This window comes from Streptomyces sp. NPDC111507 (assembly GCF_055638955.1).
In genome coordinates this window covers 284,111-300,150 of the sequence record NZ_JBVKBU010000007.1, presented here as the reverse complement: position 1 = coordinate 300,150, position 16,040 = coordinate 284,111, and the positions used below count along the sequence as shown (strand labels likewise).

General features: G+C 69.2%; 14 protein-coding genes. 9 read left to right on the top strand and 5 right to left on the bottom strand.

What is annotated here, in order from left to right; translation table 11 throughout:
• Positions 1 to 266 precede the first annotated feature (266 nt).
• Both ACZ7M2_RS28430 and ACZ7M2_RS28425 read left to right on the top strand, forming a co-directional pair.
• The gene (locus ACZ7M2_RS28430) at positions 267 to 1,718 is read left to right on the top strand and encodes a purine-cytosine permease family protein (RefSeq protein WP_471597679.1); all 1,452 of its coding nucleotides are present in this window, start codon (positions 267 to 269) and stop codon (positions 1,716 to 1,718) included.
• 183 nt (positions 1,719 to 1,901) lie between these two features.
• Positions 1,902 to 2,345: a hypothetical protein gene (locus ACZ7M2_RS28425; RefSeq protein ID WP_471597678.1), complete on the top strand. Its 444-nt coding sequence runs from the start codon at positions 1,902 to 1,904 to the stop codon at positions 2,343 to 2,345.
• Positions 2,346 to 2,421: 76 nt separating this feature from the next.
• Here the strand turns inward: ACZ7M2_RS28425 and ACZ7M2_RS28420 are convergent, their stop codons facing one another.
• Positions 2,422 to 2,979, bottom strand: coding sequence for a TetR/AcrR family transcriptional regulator (locus tag ACZ7M2_RS28420; RefSeq protein ID WP_352047455.1), 558 nt, complete (start codon positions 2,977 to 2,979; stop codon positions 2,422 to 2,424).
• Positions 2,980 to 3,055: 76 nt separating this feature from the next.
• Here ACZ7M2_RS28420 and ACZ7M2_RS28415 point away from each other — a divergent pair, with 76 nt between their 5' ends.
• On the top strand, positions 3,056 to 4,354 hold the full coding sequence (locus ACZ7M2_RS28415) for an MFS transporter (protein ID WP_471597677.1): 1,299 nt from the start codon (positions 3,056 to 3,058) through the stop codon (positions 4,352 to 4,354).
• Between the two features lie 170 nt (positions 4,355 to 4,524).
• Here ACZ7M2_RS28415 and ACZ7M2_RS28410 read toward each other — a convergent pair whose 3' ends face one another.
• Positions 4,525 to 4,716 carry a hypothetical protein gene (locus ACZ7M2_RS28410; RefSeq protein WP_030190387.1) on the bottom strand — a complete coding sequence of 64 codons (192 nt, stop codon included), beginning with the start codon at positions 4,714 to 4,716 and terminating at the stop codon, positions 4,525 to 4,527.
• A 175-nt stretch (positions 4,717 to 4,891) separates the two neighbouring features.
• On the opposite strand from ACZ7M2_RS28410, the gene ACZ7M2_RS28405 reads away from it, so the two are divergent.
• Positions 4,892 to 6,025 carry a glutathione-independent formaldehyde dehydrogenase gene (locus tag ACZ7M2_RS28405; protein WP_471597676.1) on the top strand — a complete coding sequence of 378 codons (1,134 nt, stop codon included), beginning with the start codon at positions 4,892 to 4,894 and terminating at the stop codon, positions 6,023 to 6,025.
• Positions 6,026 to 6,297: 272 nt separating this feature from the next.
• On the opposite strand, the gene argG is transcribed toward ACZ7M2_RS28405, so the two are convergent.
• The gene (gene argG, locus ACZ7M2_RS28400) at positions 6,298 to 7,746 is read right to left on the bottom strand and encodes an argininosuccinate synthase (RefSeq protein ID WP_471597675.1); all 1,449 of its coding nucleotides are present in this window, start codon (positions 7,744 to 7,746) and stop codon (positions 6,298 to 6,300) included.
• Between the two features lie 232 nt (positions 7,747 to 7,978).
• Between argG and ACZ7M2_RS28395 the strand changes: the two genes are divergently transcribed.
• Positions 7,979 to 8,677, top strand: a complete 699-nt coding sequence (locus tag ACZ7M2_RS28395; protein WP_471597674.1) for a LuxR C-terminal-related transcriptional regulator — start codon at positions 7,979 to 7,981, stop codon at positions 8,675 to 8,677.
• 149 nt (positions 8,678 to 8,826) lie between these two features.
• On the opposite strand, the gene ACZ7M2_RS28390 is transcribed toward ACZ7M2_RS28395, so the two are convergent.
• On the bottom strand, positions 8,827 to 9,858 hold the full coding sequence (locus tag ACZ7M2_RS28390; protein ID WP_471597673.1) for a LacI family DNA-binding transcriptional regulator: 1,032 nt from the start codon (positions 9,856 to 9,858) through the stop codon (positions 8,827 to 8,829).
• Positions 9,859 to 10,299: 441 nt separating this feature from the next.
• Between ACZ7M2_RS28390 and ACZ7M2_RS28385 the strand changes: the two genes are divergently transcribed.
• From ACZ7M2_RS28385 to ACZ7M2_RS28370, 4 genes are all read left to right on the top strand, one after another.
• The gene (locus ACZ7M2_RS28385; protein WP_471597672.1) at positions 10,300 to 11,328 is read left to right on the top strand and encodes a substrate-binding domain-containing protein; all 1,029 of its coding nucleotides are present in this window, start codon (positions 10,300 to 10,302) and stop codon (positions 11,326 to 11,328) included.
• A gap of 334 nt (positions 11,329 to 11,662) precedes the next feature.
• On the top strand, positions 11,663 to 12,520 hold the full coding sequence (locus ACZ7M2_RS28380; protein WP_471597826.1) for a sugar phosphate isomerase/epimerase family protein: 858 nt from the start codon (positions 11,663 to 11,665) through the stop codon (positions 12,518 to 12,520).
• A 115-nt stretch (positions 12,521 to 12,635) separates the two neighbouring features.
• Entirely contained in the window at positions 12,636 to 13,832 is a 1,197-nt protein-coding gene (locus tag ACZ7M2_RS28375) for a Gfo/Idh/MocA family protein (protein WP_471597671.1), read from the top strand.
• A gap of 36 nt (positions 13,833 to 13,868) precedes the next feature.
• Positions 13,869 to 14,867: a sugar phosphate isomerase/epimerase family protein gene (locus tag ACZ7M2_RS28370; protein ID WP_471597670.1), complete on the top strand. Its 999-nt coding sequence runs from the start codon at positions 13,869 to 13,871 to the stop codon at positions 14,865 to 14,867.
• A gap of 175 nt (positions 14,868 to 15,042) precedes the next feature.
• On the opposite strand, the gene ACZ7M2_RS28365 is transcribed toward ACZ7M2_RS28370, so the two are convergent.
• Positions 15,043 to 15,756: a DUF3472 domain-containing protein gene (locus tag ACZ7M2_RS28365; protein WP_471597669.1), complete on the bottom strand. Its 714-nt coding sequence runs from the start codon at positions 15,754 to 15,756 to the stop codon at positions 15,043 to 15,045.
• Between the last annotated feature and the right edge of the window lie 284 nt (positions 15,757 to 16,040).

Sequence of the window (16,040 nt, the reverse complement as noted above, 5' to 3'; positions counted from 1 at the left end):
TCTTCCGACGGTTCTTCGGCACGGATGCTCCACCGGGGGGGCGTCGAAATCACCTGTCGCAGGAGCCCGTCCAGGGTGCGTCGCCGGAGCAGCCCGGCAGGGCCGTTTTCATCCTTTCAGTGGCGTGGCGCACCTGGGGTTGCACTGCGTGCCGGTCGGACATACTGACCGGTACGGCCTTCCTCGCCGGTATGACAAGAGGATGAACGTGATCACAGGTGGTTAATCTTCTCATCACATGATGAACCCGCCCAAAGGAGGCACTCGTGACCACATCGTCGCAGCCACGGGTATCGGGTCTGGAAATCCGCTCCATCGACTACGTCCCCCTCGACGAGCGGCACGGAAAACTCTGGCACCTGGGGCCTCTGTGGTTCATGTCCAACGCGCAGATCGCCACCCTGGCGGTAGGGCTGATCAGCATCACCGAGGGCGGCAACCTCGTCTGGTCGCTGATCGCGATCGCCGCGGGCACCATCCTCGGCACGTTCTTCATGGCCTTCCACTCCGCGCAGGGTCCGCAACTGGGACTGCCGCAGATGATCCAGTCACGGCCGCAGTTCGGCTACGTCGGGGCCCTACTCGTATGGCTGTTCGCCTATGTGCAGTACGCCGGGTTCAACATCTTCAACACGATCCTGGCCGGTGAGGCCCTGCACACCACGTTGCACGGCGGCGTCAAGCTGTGGGTCGTCGTGGTCACACTCATCGGGTTCGTCATCGCGCTGGTGGGCTACGACGTCATCCACCGCGCCGAACGGGTCCTCACCTACACCTTCCTGGTCGTCTTCGGGATCTTCACCGTGGGCATCCTGCTCACCCTGCACTATCCCCCGGGCTCGTTCGACCTCGGCGGCTTCCAGTGGACCCCGTTCCTCGCGCAGTTCGGCGTGGTCGCCGGGTACCAGATCAGCTGGGCCATCTACGTCTCGGACTACTCCCGCTACCTCCCGCCGGACGTGACCGTCCGCAAGACCTTCTACTGGACGTACTTCGGGTCGGCGCTCGGCGGCATCTGGCTGATGTGTCTAGGGGCTCTGCTCGCCGCGTGGGCGGGCAAGGACTTCGAGACCGTCCGTTCGATCAACGCGGCGGGCGACAAGGTCTTCAGCGGCTTCGGCGCGATCGTGCTGCTGTTCTCCGCCCTGGGCCTGATCTCGGTGACCGCCCTGAACATGTACGGCGGGTCCCTCACACTCATCAGCGCGATCGACTCGTTCAAGAGAGTGCGGCCGACCGTCGCCGTACGGCTCGTGACCATCGGCCTCACCGCGGCGCTCTCCGTGGTGGGGGCACTGGCCTCCACCGCCCACTTCCTCGAGAACTTCAACAACTTCCTGCTGTTGGTGCTCTACCTGTTCATTCCGTGGACCGCCGTGAACCTCATGGACTACTACGTGGTGCGCCGCGGCCACTACGCGGTCGCCGAGATCTTCAACCCGCACGGCATCTACGGCCGCTGGGGTTGGCACGGCATCATCGCCTACCTGGTCGGCTTCGCCGTCATGGTGCCGTTCTTCTCCGTCGGCACGCTCTACGTCGGACCCGCCGCCCACGCGCTCGGCGGTGCGGACATCGCCCTGTTCATCGGGCTCCCCGTCTCCGCGGTGCTCTACTGGCTGCTCACCCGGTCGATCGACGTCGACGCCGAGGCCCGCCTGGCCGAGGCGGAGATCGCGACGCTGGAATCAGCGGCCCATGAGCACCGAGAGCCATGACCCTGCCCTGCGCCGTCGAGCGGCGAGGAGGTCGGGGTGGCGTGCGTCGGCGTTGCGCCAGCGCAGGTTGGGGGCGAGTTCGCGGATCGCTCGGCCAAGAACCGCGGGGCACGTTCGTGCGTCCTGTCTGTCTTGCAGAGTGACGGCCGCCGCTCGGGGCGCGAACAACAGCAAAGGGTGATCATGAGGCGGAAATGGGTGCTCGCCGCAGTTGTGGCGTTCCCGGCGGCTTTCGTGGGGTGGATCGCCTGGACGGTCTTCACGGCCTTCACAGCCGACCCGATGACCCAGGTGGAAGCCGCCTCGTGCGCGGACGCCATGCGCTACGCGGACCAGGACGGGCTGCCCAAGGGGGCTCAGGACGCGAAGTGCACCGTCCGCGCCTGGCTGGACACGGAATACCAGGCGCGATTCACGATCCCACGAACGGATCTGGACGCGTGGCTGAAGGCGGCCTATCCCGGCACCCGTCTCACGCCGGAGAGCTGCTCCGGGACACCGGTGGACGTCTGCGCCCACATCGATCTGCACCCCGAAGCCGAAGGCGGGGCGATGGCGGTAGACATAGACGTGCGGTACGGCGAGGACTCGACAGCGGTCGTCGATTTCTCGGCGTACGACGTGTGACGCAGCGGGCGCCGCCGTCCGCACGATCGTTAGCGGTCACTGCCCTCCGTGCCGGCCGACCTGTCCGGTCACAGCCCTAGACCGCCGCGAGCAACGGCGCGACCAGACCCCGCGCCCACTCCCCGGACGCGGGCTCCCCGCTGAAGATCGCGCGGTAGTACAGCGGACCGAGCAGTCCGTCGACGGCCCGCTCGACGCTCGGCACCTTGCCTCCTCGACCTCGCTCCCGCTCGATGATGGACTCGAGCTGAGCGTGCCGGTCGGCCGTGCACGCGCATCCGCCCTCCGGACCCGAGCCGATCGTCGCCCGCATCAGGGCGAGGACGTCGGGGTCGGCGAGGTCGGTGGCGACATCGCCCGTCCACCGCTCCAGGTCACCCGCCAAAGAGCCGGTGTCCGGCACCACGACGTCGCCACTGAAGCGACTGGTGGCGACGTCGGCCAGGAGCTGTGCCACTGAACCCCACCGCCGGTACACCGTGGTCGCGTGCACGCCGGCGCGCGCCGCGATGGCGGGAATGGTCAGCGCCTCGGTCGGCTCTTCGGCGAGCAGCTCCCCGACCGCGCGGTGGACGGCCGCGCGCACCCGCGCGGAGCGGCCGCCGGGACGGGGCTGGACTGTTGCTTCGGTCATGCGGAAATTATCGCACTGATCGCTGCGTTAGAGGAGACTGCTAACGCAGTGATCGCTGCATTCGGAGAGAGAGCGCATGTCTGACGCACGCACGTCCTACAAGAAGATCCCGTCGGCCTCAGCCCCAGGGGGCCCACCGTCCGGCCGTGCGCGGCGGGGGCTGAGCCGACCGGTCGCCTTCGCGTCCATCGCGGCCGTCTTCGTCCTCTTCATGGCCGCGTCGAGCGCGCCGTCGCCGCTCTACGTCATCTACCAGCACGAGTGGAGCTTCTCGGCGACCACGCTGACCACGGTTTTCGCGGTGTACGTCGTCGGAATGATCGGGGCGCTCCTGGTGCTCGGCGCACTGTCGGATCACATCGGCCGCCGACCGGTCCTGGCATCGGCCATCGCCCTCGAAGCGGTGGCGATGGCACTGTTCATCGTCGCCGACGACGTCTCGATCCTTCTGACGGCCCGCTTCGTCCAGGGCATCGCCACCGGCGCGGCCATGACCACACTCGGCGCGACCCTCGTCGATCTCAATCCGCCCCACGCGCCGCACCGTGCCGGGGTCATCACCGGTGCGGCCCCGACGTTCGGGCTGGGCCTCGGCGCACTGGGCTGTGGTCTCCTCGCGGAGTACGGGCCGCACCCGACCCGGCTGGTCTACGTGCTGCTGCTCGCGGCTCTGGTCCTCGCCGGTCTGCTCATCGCCCTCATACCCGAGACGGCACAGCGCCGGCCCGGCGTCGTACGGTCGCTTCAGCCGCGCCTCGGCGTCGCTCCGCGACTGCGCACGGACCTGATGGCACTCGTGCCGATCCTGGTGGCGAGCTGGGCACTGGGCGGCCTGTATCTCTCACTCGGCCCGTCGGTGGCCGCCAACCTGTTCGGCCTGTCCAGCCATGTCATCGGCGGCCTGGTGGTCACCCTGCTCTGCGTGCCCGCCTCGATCACGGCGTTCGCGCTGCGCGGCTGGCCCACCGAGCGCACGCTCGCCCTTTCGGCCGCCTTGCTACTGCTCGGCACGGCCGTCGGTCTGGGCGGTGTGGAGGCGAACTCGCTCACCATGGCCGCGTCCGGCACCGCCATCGCCGGAATCGGCTTCGGCGGCTCGGCTCTCGCCAGCTTCGGCACACTGGCCCGAATCGCCGCGCCGGCCGAGCGGGGCGAACTGTTCGCGGTCGCGTTCGTCATCTCCTACCTGGCCTTCAGCATCCCGGCCGTGGTGGCGGGGATCGCCGCCACGAACGTCGGCCTGCACGAGACCTCGGTCGTCTACAGCGCGGCCGTGATCGCCTTCAGCGCCCTCGCGCTCGCCGCCCAACGGCTCCGCACCGGACGGGCCATGAACACCGGCCAGTGCGACCGGCCCGCCACGGCCCAGCGCTAGAGACACTCCGACACGGGCGCCCTCACCACCGATCCATGACGGTGGGCGGGTACACGAAGCCCCCGGCAGGCACAAAGGCTGCCGGGGAGCTTTGGACTCCAGAGGAACGCCACGACCCCGCCCAGGACCGTCGTCATCGCCGATGCCCGCGACGGCATCGGCTCGGAGGGTCAGCGGTCGGCGATGTCCTCGCGCAGGCCGTCGGAGAATTCCCACCACGACAGGGGAAGCCAGTCGCCGTTGACGAAGGCGTCGACCGTGGCGCCTCGTCCGCGGACCGTCACGGTCGTTCCCGGCGGGTAGGTGGTGCCGGACAATCCCGGCACGGGGACAAGCAGCGTTCCCAGTCGCTGTGCTGACATCTTCGGCCTCCTTCTCCACTGCATTTCTCTGCACGGCACCGAGCAGTTATTCACATCGACGTTACCGGCTTGTCCGATCGCGTAGGACGGAGAATCATGAGAGATGGGTCACGCGGAGAATGTGGGCGGGGGCGTGGACATCACATACATGCGTCACCGAGCGGAGGTGGCAGCCGTGAAGGCCGTCGTTTACAAAGGGCCGTTCAGCGTTGCGGTCGAAGAGGTTGAAAAGCCCAGAATCCAGCATCCGAACGATGTGATCGTGCGGGTCACTTCCACCGCGATATGCGGGTCCGATCTGCACATATACGAGGGCCGTACCGCCGCTGAGCCCGGCATCGTCTTCGGCCACGAGAACATGGGAATCATCGAAGAACTCGGCCAGGGCATCACCTCGCTCAAGGAGGGCGACCGTGTGGTCATGCCCTTCAACGTGGCCTGCGGGTTCTGTATGAACTGCGTCGAGGGATTCACTGGTTACTGCCTGACCGTCAATCCCGGTTTCGCGGGCGGCGCGTACGGATACGTCGCCATGGGCCCCTGGAAGGGCGGCCAGGCCGAATATCTGCGCGTACCGTACGCCGACTTCAACTGCCTGAAGCTGCCGCCGGGAAACGAGCACGAGAGCGATTTCATATTGCTCGCCGACATTTTCCCCACCGGATACCACGGTTGTGAGCTCGCCCAGGTCCGCCCGGGCGAGAGCGTTGCGGTGTACGGCGGAGGGCCGGTCGGACTCATGGCCGCCTATTCGGCTCTGATGCGCGGCGCGAAGAAGGTCTTCGTCGTGGACCGGGTCCCCGAACGGCTGCAGAAGGCCGAGGAGATAGGCGCGGTTCCGGTCAACTTCTCCGAGGGCAACCCGATCGAGCAGATCAAGGACCAGACGGAGGGCATCGGCACGGACAAGGGCATTGACGCCGTCGGCTATCAGGCGACAGGGCACGGCACGGACCGCGAGGAACCGGCGACCGTCCTGAACTCCCTCGTCGGCACGGTTCGAGCCACCGGAGCGCTCGGGGTGCCCGGCCTCTATGTGCCCTCCGACCCCGGCGGCCCGGACGAACAGGCCAAGCAGGGCATGCTCCTCGTCTCGATCGGCAAGCTCTTCGAGAAGGGCCTGCGGATGGGGACGGGACAGTGCAACGTGAAGCGCTACAACCGGTACCTGCGCGACATGATCATCGAGGGCAGGGCGAAGCCCAGTTTCGTCGTCTCCCACGAACTGCCCCTGGATCAGGCGCCGTCGGGCTACGACAAGTTCGACAAGCGGATCGAGGGCTACACGAAGGTGATACTGCACCCGTAGCCCTGCGGACCGCGGCCTCCGACCACTGCCGCTCGCCGGCTGTCGCGATGTGATGCCCTGCCGGCCGCGCTGGGAGTTGCCCGGCGGACAGGGACCGTCGGCGGACGGTCGTCCGTGGGCCTGGCCCCGCCACTCCCCATGCGTGAGGTCGCTGCAGGCGACGGGAGCCAGGCAGTGAACCCCTCCCCCTCGCGCAGCGGACGACGGCGGGCCTCGGCGGAACAGAATCCGCCGGGGCCCGCCGCCCGGGTACGTACGACCGGTGACCGGCGTCAGTCCGTGCCGGACTCCATCGCGGCGCGGTCCAGCATCGTCTCCTCGTCCGTGGCCTCGCCCCGCGAGGCGATCACCTCGGCGCCGCCCTCGTCCATGGCGCCGATCAGACCGGTCGAGGCCGCCTGCGCGGCGCCGATCGGCGTCGGGTGGTCGCTGCCGACCAGGCCCAGGCCCGCGTACTGCTCGAGACGGGCACGGGAGTCGGCGATGTCCAGGTTCCGCATGGTGAGCTGGCCGATGCGGTCCACCGGGCCGAACGCCGAGTCCTCGGTCCGCTCCATGGAGAGCTTGTCCGGGTGGTAGCTGAGCGCCGGGCCCCGGGTGTCGAGGACCGAGTAGTCCTCGCCGCGCCGCAGCCGCAGGGTCACCTCGCCGGTGATCGCCGTGCCGACCCAGCGCTGCAGCGACTCGCGCACCATCAGCGCCTGCGGGTCCAGCCAGCGGCCCTCGTAGAGCAGCCGGCCCAGCCGCCGGCCCTCGTTGTGGTACGCGGCCACGGTGTCCTCGTTGTGGACCGCGTTGACCAGACGCTCGTAGGCGATGTGCAGCAGCGCCATGCCGGGGGCCTCGTAGATGCCGCGGCTCTTGGCCTCGATGATCCGGTTCTCGATCTGGTCGGACATGCCGAGGCCGTGCCGGCCGCCGATCGCGTTGGCCTCCATGACGAGGTCGACCGGGGAGCCGAACTCCTTGCCGTTGACGGTCACCGGACGGCCCTGGTCGAAGCCGACCGTCACGTCCTCCGTGGCGATGTCCACCGACGGGTCCCAGAACCGCACGCCCATGATCGGGTCGACCGTCTCGATACCGGTGTCGAGGTGCTCCAGGGTCTTGGCCTCGTGCGTGGCGCCCCAGATGTTGGCGTCCGTGGAGTACGCCTTCTCCGTCGAGTCCCGGTACGGCAGCCCGTGCGCGAGCAGCCACTCCGACATCTCCTTGCGGCCGCCGAGCTCCGTGACGAAGTCCGCGTCCAGCCAGGGCTTGTAGATCCGCAGGTGCGGGTTGGCGAGCAGCCCGTACCGGTAGAACCGCTCGATGTCATTGCCCTTGAACGTGGAGCCGTCGCCCCAGATCTGCACCCCGTCCTCGAGCATGGCCCGCACCAGCAGCGTGCCGGTCACGGCACGCCCCAGCGGCGTGGTGTTGAAGTACGGGCGCCCGCCCGACCTGATGTGGAACGCACCGCAGGCGAGTGCGGCCAGCCCTTCCTCGACCAGCGCGGCACGGCAGTCGACAAGCCGAGTGATCTCGGCGCCGTACGCGGTGGCACGGCCGGGCACGGACGCGATGTCGGGCTCGTCGTACTGACCGATGTCGGCGGTGTACGTGCACGGGACGGCACCCTTGTCGCGCATCCAGGCGACGGCGACCGAAGTGTCGAGCCCTCCGGAGAAGGCAATGCCGACGCGCTCGCCGGTGGGGAGGGAAGTGAGGACCTTGGACATGGCAAGATTATGCAACATCCCGCATGGTCATGCAAGACCACTCCACAGACGGTCGGATGCCCCGCCGATCGAGAAGTGACCGAGACCACAAAGAAAACGATGCCGTTTCGATAGCGTCCGAGCTACGCTGATGCCAACGAAGTGAACGAAACCGTTTCGTTCACAGGGAGTACGGTGGCGGACACCCGACCCACGTCGGCAGTCGCCCCCACCCTCACGAAGGGCGCCCGTCATGACCTCCGTACTCGTGGTGCACAGCCAGTCCCTGCACCGTCTCGGTCTGCACATGCTGCTGGCGGCCGAGCCTGACCTGACCGTCGTCGGCGAGGCGACGAGTGGCGCCGAGGCGGTCCGCATGAGCGCCGCGCTCGGTCCCGACGTCGTCGTGATGGGCCACCACGAAGCCGATCCGAACGGCGTCGAGGCCATCCGCCGCATCACCCGGCCCCTCACCCCGTTTCCGGCACCCGAGCCCGTCAGACCCGGCGGACGTCCCCCGCGCGTCCTGGTCCTGACCGCCGGCAGCCACGAGGGGTACGCCTACGCGGCACTGCGCGCGGGAGCCGGTGGGTTCCTCCCCCAGGACGCCACCCCCGACGAACTGACCGCGGCCGTCCGCATCGTGGCCGCCGGAGACGCCGTCACCACGCCCAGCGTCACCCGTGCGCTCATCGACGCGGTCCGCCAGGAGCGCCCGGCCCGTACCGCCGAGCAGGAGACCGGGCTCGACATGCTCACCGAGCGGGAACGCGACGTCCTCACCGCCGTCGCCTCCGGCTGGTCCAACGCCGAGATCGCCGCGCGGCTGTCCATCGCGCCGACCACCGTCAAGTCACACGTCAGCCACATCCTCGCCAAGATCGGCGCCCGCGCCCGCGTGCAGGCGGTGACCTTCGCCTACGAGACGGGCCTGGTGCGACCGGCCGCCTGACGCCGACCTTCACCGCGAGGCCGCCGACCCGCACCGCGAGGCCGCCGACTCGGCGAGCAGGTCCGCGTCACGGTGCCACTCCCCGTAGACCACGCCTCCGCTCCCCTTCGCGCCGCGCCCGCGTGTAGGCGGTGGCCCCAGAGCGCCTGTCAGACGCGCTCCGCGGTGGTGCCACGCAGGACGAGCCGTGGGGCCAGTAGGACCTCGCGGGGCTCGGTGCGGCCCTGGTCCAGGCGCTCGACGGCGGCGATCACCGCATGCCGGGCCTGTTCACGGGCGCTCTGGCTGACCGTGGTCAGATTGAAACAGCTCAGGCGGGACAGGGCGTCGTCGTCGTAGCCGACCACGGACACCTCGCCCGGCACGGCGACCCCGGCACGGGACAGAGCGGCCAGGACGCCGATGGCGGACTGGTCGTTGAACGCGACGATGGCGGTGGGCAGTTCGGCGCCGTCGAGCAGTTGGCGGGCGGCACGTTCGCCGGCCGTTTCGGTGTTGTCGCCGCGCAGCACCCCGATGTGCGCGTCCAGGCCGTGACGGCGCATGGCGGCGCGGTAGCCGCGGCGACGGTCGGTGGCGATGACGCCCTTGCCGCCGTCGACGTAGGTGATCGCGCGGTGGCCGAGCTCCACCAGGTGGTCGACCACCTGGCCGACCCCGTCGTCGTCGGCCGAGCGGACGACATCGAGGTCGGCGTCGGCGATCCGGCGGCCGACGGCGATGACGGGAGCCTTGCGGTCCAGCGCGGCGAGCGCGTCTCCTGAGGCGGTCGGGCCGAGCAGGATCAGAGCCTCGCTGCGGAAGGCCAGCAGCGTCTCGACGGCGGTGTGTTCGTCGCGGGTGCGGGTCTGGGTGCTGAGGACGAGGTCGTAGCCGACCTCCTCGGCGGCCGTGTGGAGGTGCTCGACCAGATCCGCGTGGAAGGGGCTGTGGATGTCGACCATGACGCCGAGCAGCCGGGTGCGTCTGCTGGCCAGCAGACTGGCGGTGCGGTCCACCTGGTAACCGAGCTCGGCGGCTGCCTTCAGGACGCGCTGTCGGGTGCGCTCGCTGGGGCCGGGCACACCGCGCAGCACCAGGGAGACGGACGCGGTGGACACGCCCACGCGTGCGGCCACGTCCTCCAGCCGGGGGCGTTTGCTCGCGCCGTCCCTGCGACTCGCGGAAGCGTCATCGTCCACTCGCACCTCCCGGCAGATCTCCTCGGGCAACACCCTTGACACGTTCACGAAACGAGCCGATAGTACCAGAACTTAAAGCGCTTTAAATTGTCCTGACGTTCCAACGAAGTCAGCTCGGACCGCTACGGCTCCCGGCGTTCCGAGACCGGCTACGTCACCGTCCCGCAGACCGAGTTCGCCAAGCCACCGCATCGTCTCGACCGCAGCACGGTCATCACGTCCAGGCCATCGACTCCACCGCGTCGAGGGCCTGTGTCCGGCTGCCAACAGCTTCCGGGCACCCCACCCGCTTCTGAGCCCGCCGCACCCGATGCAGCAGGTCTCTCCCGCGCACGGCGCCCCGACCGAGGCCGCCGCGACCTCCCCGGTCCCATCCAGCAGCCGCGCATCCACAGCCCACCGCCCGACTCCCTCTCACTTGCACAGCGAGGTGCACGCGCCATGAGCCACACATCCCTCCCCCGTTCTCCCCGATTCCGCAGAATGGCCCCGGCCGTGGCGGTGACCGCCGCGGCCGCTCTCACCCTCGCCGGCTGTTCCAGCAGCTCCGGCGGGAAGAAGGCCGCGGAGAGCGGGGCCGCGGTGTCGGCGGGCAAGGCCGACACCCCCCGCATGACGATCGCCATGGTCACCCACGCGCCCTCCGGCGACACCTTCTGGGACACCATCCGCAAGGGCGCCGAGGCCGCCGCCGCCAAGGACAACGTCAAGCTCATCTACGCCAACGACGAGACCGCCGCCGACCAGGCCAACCTCGTGCAGAACGCGATCGACCAGAAGGTCGACGGCATCGCGGTCACCCTCGCCAAGCCCGACGCCATGAAGGCCGTGGTCGCCAAGGCCGAGGCGGCCGGCATCCCGGTCGTCGGCTTCAACGCCGGCCTGTCCGAATGGAAGAAGCAGGGTCTGCTGTCGTTCTTCGGTCAGGACGAGTCCGTCTCCGGCCAGGCGCTCGGCACCAAGCTCAACGGCACCGGCGCCAAGCACGCCTTGTGCGTCGTGCAGGCCCAGGGGGACGTCAACCTGGAACAGCGCTGCGCCGGTGTGAAGAAGACCTTCAGCGGCAAGACCGACAACCTCTACGTCAACGGCACCGACATGCCGTCCGTGAAGTCGACGATCACCGCCAAGCTCGCGCAGGACACGTCCATCGACGAGGTCGTCACGCTCGGCGCTCCGTTCGCGCTGACGGCCGCGCAGGCGACGTCCGAGGCCGGCAGCAAGGCGAAGGTCGCGACCTTCGACCTCAACAAGGACCTCATCTCCGCCATCGAGAAGGGAAGTATCCAGTTCGCGGTCGACCAGCAGCCCTACCTCCAGGGCTACTTGGCCGTCGACTCGCTGTGGCTCTACAAGACGAACGGCAACTACAGCGGCGGCGGCGAGCAGCCGATCCTGACCGGCCCGGCGTTCGTCGACAAGTCCAACGTCGACACCGTCGCCCAGTTCGCCGCGAAGGGCACCCGGTGAGGACCGTGCCCCAGCAGGCCGCGCCGGCGGTGACCACACCGCCGGCCCTGGCTCCGGCCCCAGCCCTGGCCCTGGCCCTGGCCCCAAGGAGACCGGCGGCCGGACCGCCCAGCGTCCTCTGACGCGCGTCCTCGCCCGGCGCGCCAAGAACGAGATCTCGTTCGGGCATGTAAAGGCCCCAGGTACAGGGCGGACATGACGTGGCGGCATCCCGGTGCACACGGCGGTCCCACGACCTCCACCCGCCTCCGGGCACCACCAGGCACCGCCGCTGGACCGAAGACATCCTGCCCCAACGCTCCACCGTCTCCCCGTGACCGGAAGGCAGACTCCCGTGAAGATCGCCCTCGACCCCTACATGATCCGTAACGTTCCGCTCCTCGAACTACCCTCCGTGGTCGCCGAGTTGGGCTACGAATGGATCGAACTCTCCCCCCGGGAGGACTTCATCCCCTTCTTCCGGCACCCGCGCGTCGACGACGCGACCGTACGGAAGTTCCGCAAGGCGCTGGACTCGGCGGGCGTCGGCGTCTCCTCCGTCCTGCCCCTGTTCCGCTGGTCGGGACCGGACGAGGATGCCCGGCAGGCCGCCGTCCGCTACTGGAAGCGCGCCATCCGGATCACCGCCGATCTCGGCGTGGACAGCATGATCTCCGAGCTCAACGGCCGGCCCGAAGATCCGGACCGTAGCGAGGCCCAGTTCTGGAAGTCGATGGACGACCTGTTGCCGCTCCTTGAGCGGGAGGGCATCCGCCTCACCCTGGAGCCGCACCCCGACGACTTCATCGAGGACGGCCACGACGCGATCAATCTGATCCGCGGCATCAACCACCCGAACGTCAGCTTCCTGTACTGCGCCCCGCACACCTTCCACATCGGCAACGACGCTCCCGGCATCATCAAGTACGCCGGCGACCTGCTCACCCACGTCCACCTCGCCGATGCCCTGGACCACACCGCGTCCTCCGGCAACCGCTACATCCTCAACCCGCCCGGCACATCGGCCCGGATCCATCAGCACCTCGACATCGGCCAGGGCGAGGTGGACTTCGACGAACTCTTCCGCGAGCTGCGCGCGAACGGCTTCGACGGCACCCTCACGGCCTGTGTCTTCGCCTGGGAAGAACGCGCCATGGAGTCCTCCGTCTTCATGCGGAAGAAGATCGACGAGCACCTGGCCACCTGGTCCTGACGGACCACGAACGCCCCGACACGAACGCCCCGGCACGGACGTCCCGGGTGCGGGCTGACATTCCTTCCTTCCTTGTGAACCTTCCTTGTGAACCTTCCTTGAGAGAGGCACCCCCATGACCACGTCCGCCAAACCCCTCTCCGTCGCGGTCATCGGCGCCGGTATGGCAGGGCGCAGCCACGCCGCCGGCTACCGCAACGTCAACACGGTCTTCGGCGTCGGTCTGCCGCCGGTCCGGCTCGCCGCGATCGCCGATGCCAACGTCGAACTCGGCGAGGACGCCGCCCGCCGCTACGGCTTCGAGAAGGCACTCCCGAGCTGGGAGGCCGTCGCCGAGGACCCGGCGATCGACGCCGTCAGCATCGTCGTCGGCAACGCGCTGCACCGGCCGATCGCCGAGGCACTGGTCGCCGCGGGCAAGCACGTGCTGTGCGAGAAGCCGCTTGCCGGGTCGATGGAGGACGCCCGCGCCATGGCCGAGTTGGAACGCACCGCCGATGTCGTGACCGCCGTCGGGTACACCTTCCGCCGCTCCCCCGCCATCGCCGCGATCCGCGAGCACGTCCGGCGTGGCGAGCTGGGTGACCCGACCCTGTTCAGCGGCCGCTACTGGTGCGACTACGCGACCGACCCGAACGGGCCGCTGAGCTGGCGATTCAAGGGCGGCCTCGGTTCCGGTGCGCTCGGGGACATCGGCTCGCACGTCATCGACGCCGCCGAGTACGTCGCGGGGCCCATCGCCTCGGTCTCCGGTGCCTCGCTGACGACGCAGATCCCCAAGCGGCCCCTGCCGCTGGGCGCGGTCGTGGGGCACAACGCGGCTCCCGTCTCCGACGAGTTCGGTGAGGTCGAGAACGAGGACACCGCCTCCTTCACCGCCCGCTTCGAGTCCGGTCTCATCGGCACCTTCTCGGTGACACGCACCGGCTTCGGCCTGCCCAACGGGCTGTCCTTCGACATCCTGGGCGTCGGTGGCCGCGCCGCGTTCGACCAGCACCGGCCCGCCGAGTACCTCTTCGACGACGCCCAGCCCGAGGCTCGTACCCGAGGCGCGCGCCAGATCATCGCCGGCCCGCAACTGCCGTACTTCGCGGGCGGGGTCCCGATGGAGGCGCCGGGCGTGGGTGCCAGCAACGCCGACAACTTCACCTACCAGGCCCGGGCCTTCCTCGACCAGGTCGCGAGCGTCGCCGAGCCGCTGCCGGCCTGCGCCACCTTCGCCGACGCGCTGCGGACCATGAAGATCATCCGGGCCGTCGTCGAGTCCTCCCTGGGCGGTGGCGCCGCCGTCACGGTTCCGCCCGCCGCCTGACCGCCTGACCCCCACCCGCGTCCAAGGAGCACCCACATGGCCCTCAAGCTCGGCGCCTACACCGCCTGTCTGCACGACCGCCCTCTCACCGAGGCCCTCGACATCCTTAAGGAGAACGGCCTGACCTCCGTGGAGGTCAACACCGGCGGCTTCATTCCGTCCCCCCACTGCCCGGTCGACCTGCTGCTGTCCTCGGCCACCGCGCGCGAGGAGTACCTGGCGACCTTCGCCGACCGCGGGATGGAGCTGACCGGCCTCAACTGCAACGGCAACCCGCTCAACCCGCTCCCCGGCGTCGGCCCGAAGCACGCCGACGACCTGCGCCGCGCCATCCGCCTCGCCGCCCTGCTCGGTGTGAGGCACGTGGTGACCATGTCCGGCACACCGGGCTCCGACCCCGACGCGAAGTACCCGTCCTGGGTCGTCAACCCCTGGGACGGCGTCTACATGGACGTCCTGGACTACCAGTGGGGCGTAGCCGTCGAGTTCTGGAAGGAGATCGACGCGCTGGCCCGGGAGAACGACGTCCGGGTCGCCATCGAGATGCACCCGCACAACCTGGTGTTCTCCCCGGTCACCCTGAAGCGGCTCGTCGACGAGACCGGCGCGACGAACGTGGGCGCAGAGATGGACCCCTCACACCTGATGTGGCAGGGCATGGACGTCATCGCCTGCATCGAGTGGCTGGGTCCGCTGGTGTTCCACGCCGCGGCCAAGGACGCGACGCTCTGCCCCGGCGCCGACATCCGTGGCGTGCTGGACACCTCGTTCACCCGCGTGCCCGCCGACGCGCCGGGCAAGGTGCCCACCGGCTACGGGTTCTGGTGCAACGCCTGGCCCGAGAACCCGGCGTGGAAGTTCGTCGCCGTCGGCGTCGGACACGACGTCGCCTACTGGACCGAGTTCCTGCGCGCCCTCGCCGAGATCGACCCGGACATGGCCGTGAACATAGAACACGAGGACGCCGCCTACTCCCAGACCGAGGGACTGGCGCTGGCCGCCAAGAACCTTCAGGGCGCCGCGACCGCCCTGTAGTTCCACCCCACCGCATGGCCCCGCGCCCACCCATCAGGCGCGGGGCCATCGACTGCCCCAGCTCACCCGGTCAGCCGCGCGCCGGCACAAGGAACCCGGTCTCCGCCACGCGAGCTCCCTCACCGGCACTCCCGGTTCGCGCTGGGCCACGGTGGGGCGGCGCCCCAGCGGGACGTCACCGTCCGCCGAGCGTCACCTTGGCGGCCTTCGTCCACCCCAGGTCGACCAGCTGCACGTTTCCGCCCGTGCAACGGCCACGGGTCGATCGTGCATACGTGGAGCCGTATCGGTAGGTGCCGTTGCCCTGTGCGTTCGCCGCGGGCTGGGTGAAGTAGGCGACCGACTGGGGCACCTTGTCGCAGGCGACGGCGGTGCCGAAGTACTCGCTGAAGTTGGACGGGACGCCGAGCAGGGTCTGATCGCGCGGCACCCGGAGACTTCCGACGGCGGTGTCGACGCCCGTCTTCATGTTCTGGATCCACGCGCCCCACCACTGCCCTCCCGAGTCCGCGTTCAGGCGCCACACCCGAAGCCGGTAGTCGGCCTGCCGGTCGATGGCATAAGCGAGCCGGCAACTGAGCCCCGTCCCCTCGCCGCCGAACGCCCCGCAGCTCCCCCTGCTGGCGTTGGCGTTCCACAGGGAGAAGATCGCCGTCTCACCGGTCGTGTGATTGAAGCGCGTCCCGTCGGTCTGCAGGCCCATGTACCCGCCGTTGCCCGGTGTGGCCGTGAAGTCCCACATCATGGCCCAGTACGAGTGGTTCGCCTTCTGGGTGATCTGCACCCGCTGGTCGATGTTCCAGAACCCCTTGGCACCGTGGAAGTTCCATATCGCGTACTCGTTGGCGTCCTGGTGCTGCCCGGCCTGTGCCGGCGCCGTGCTCAGCATGAGCACCGCGCAGACAGCCGCGACGCATCCCAGAACCCCGCGCGCCCGAGAGCGCCGACCCCGTGGGCGTGCCATTCTGCTGTTGATCGTCCCCACCCCCCTGTTCACGCCGACCGCCCCCGCGTCGCGGTCCGGACCCGGCGGTGGTCGTACGGCACCACGCTAGGCGAACGGATATAGAAGGCAAAAGGGGCGTGGGGGGAAGTAATGGCACGCTGCCCGAGTGCTCCCTCACGCCCCCTACGACGTCCACGCGCCGCATCTGCACGTACTCGTCCACGTCC